Genomic DNA, 2540 nt, shown 5'->3' on the forward strand with positions numbered 1-2540 from the left:
GGTTTATACGAACTAAGAACCTTAAGTTGACGGCATTGGGGATAGGGGTGGTTGGATACAATGGCAGAGGTTATTCTAGGAATGCTTCATAGCTCAAGTCCCTGTTTTTTTGTTTTGATACAAGTAATATCAAATCGTATAAAGCAGCTACCATTGCACAACGTTTTATAAAGACTTGCAAGCTCCTCTGCAACTTGTGAAGCACATTGTTACTAGCAGGCTTTTCGCCTCGCCGGCTGGGCCTTACTTTTCTCCTTGATGAGAAAAGTAAGCAAAAGAATCAAGACGATTTTGAACTCGCTGAACGCTCAGACAAAAAATCGTCATCTGTGCACTTGGCAAAAGCTTATGATCTCTGTAGAATCTGAACTTGTTCCTGTTGCTTATACGAAATGGTATAGTTTAAAATTTGACTCAGCACTTATGAAAGCAGTATTTTTTAAAACTTATACCTTACCTGCGCCTTCACATCCGATCTTCTGGGGCCTTCTATTGTTTCAAGGCCAGAGCCAATCGTGTCCTGGTTTCGGTAGTGCGTCAGGCCATACTTAATCCAGACATCCATGTTCTGGAAAGGACGGAACTGCAATAACGCATACATCCTGGTGCCCCTGCCGCTGAAGGCTGGAATAGAGAAAGCATAAAGCACATCCCGCTCATAAGCATATTGGCGGGTGTCGTAACTGTCGGTGTCGAAGAGAGCATAACGGGTGCTGAGGCGAATGCGGCTAAAATTAAGATTGATGTCCTGGGCAATTAAATAACCTGTCTGCCGAGGTGTCTCATGTTCAAAGCTGCTAAACTGCACCCGCGACTTCAGGTTGACGACTGGAGTGGGTGTAAATTCATAGTAAAGCAGGTAATTTCTTCGCAGCGCCTGCGCTACATAATCTATAGCAGTTGTATTTTCTGGAGCGTTTAAGCCTTTGCTTTCGGTGCGGAATTGGGCATAAAGCGTTGTTTGGCGGTTAGGCTTAAACAGCAGGCGCACCAGGTATTCATCGCCATAAGAAGGAGCATCTATACGGTAGCGAAGCCACGGAAAACGGAAGCGGTCGTAGTAGGCGGTGATTTCCCATTTTGCAAAAGGCTTTACCTTAATGCCCGTGTACAAGCCGCGTTCGTTTATGTTGCGTGTGGCCTCGCCAAAAGCGCCGCCATAAAAGCTATGGGAGTTGCGGGCGTAGCTACGGTACAGCATAGCCATTTCCACTTTATTCGAGAGGTTGGCGATGAGGCCATTTACAGTTCCCACACCGCCGCTTTTAGAAACAGCTGTTTCTCCAAACAAATATACGTTTTGCCAGGTGTAGCTGTAGTTCGTGCCGAGATTATAGTTGCTCGTGCCGTTAAACTCGAAACGCTGGTAGGGTGCTCCTGCCTTTTGTATGGGAGAACTATAATGCGTGGCAACAGCCGTAAGGCCCAGGTTCAAAGTCCTGTTTTTTGACAGATAACTGGCGTTGGCTCCGTAAAGTTGTTCGCGCACACGGCCTTTGTTTGTAAGTTCGGTGGGCGTACGGTGGAAGCCTGTTGTCTGTATGCCCGAGAAAAAATCTCCCACATTCTGCAAAGTATCTAGCTGCGTCTGTAGGTTGGCATCTACACGTTTGTTCGAGTAAAAGCCTGTCACGTTAATGTTGCCTAAACTATAGGTAGCAGCGGCACCTCTAAAATAAGCATATTCCAGTACAGAGCTGTAGGGCCTAATTCCTAAGTTGGCACGACTAATGGTGGTGATGGTTTCGCTGCCTTTGCCCACGCTGTACCCCGACGACATCAGGAGACCCTGGCCGAACTGTAGTTGGTAGTCGCCTAAGGCAATGGTTTTAAATTTGCCCTTATTGTATAGATGCAGGTGAGCCGTGTAAAAATCGAAGCCGTAGGTTCGGTCTTCAGGCGACCAGGTGAACCTTTCTCCAGCGTCTTTCTCAGCTGTAAAGCCTAAACTATAGTCTTGTGTGTGGCTGGTGCGGTATCGCAGGAAAAGTTTAGCGGGAGAGCCTAGGTAGCGGCTAGTGGAACGGCTGCTGGAGTCAACAGGCGTATACCCTCTGCGTACCTGAAGCGTGCGCTCGTAGCGCAGCACCAGCGCATTGTTATCTTCACCGATTACCCGCTGCCACAGGGGCCGCTGATCAGCATTTAGGCCTGCATCCTCCACCCGAACAAAAGGCACGAGTTGGTAAATCGTGATCAAGTCGAAGTTGGGCACAGCCTGGAGTTCATAAATGCTGAGTAGCTTGCCGTTTTCCTGCATGTAGTTGAAAAGCGAAGTAATTTGTGGGCGTGAAATTATAAAAAGTGAAGCGAGTTCTTCGGGAGTGGTATTGTTCAGGTCGAGAGGGCGCTGGTAGTACTGGAAAAGTGTTTCGTAAAAGTCCTCATACGGTACATTCTCATCTTCTTGCTGTGCAAAAAGCTCCTGCACAAACAGGTCGAAATCAATTTGCTGGCGTGGGTAATCTTGTGCCTGTAGCGGCTGCACTAATAAAAAAACAGTTGTGGTTCACAATGTATGATGTTTGCATTTTTGTTTG

At 47.3% G+C, this 2540-nt stretch carries 1 protein-coding gene; it reads right to left on the reverse strand.

Going from position 1 to position 2540, the window contains the following annotated elements:
• Nucleotides 1-439: 439 nt before the first annotated feature.
• The gene (locus LN893_RS20295; RefSeq protein ID WP_229973239.1) at nt 440-2488 is read right to left on the reverse strand and encodes a ComEA family DNA-binding protein; all 2049 of its coding nucleotides are present in this window, start codon (nt 2486-2488) and stop codon (nt 440-442) included.
• Between the last annotated feature and the right edge of the window lie 52 nt (nt 2489-2540).

It is taken from the genome of Pontibacter harenae (genome assembly GCF_020907245.1).
Classification (GTDB): domain Bacteria; phylum Bacteroidota; class Bacteroidia; order Cytophagales; family Hymenobacteraceae; genus Pontibacter; species Pontibacter harenae.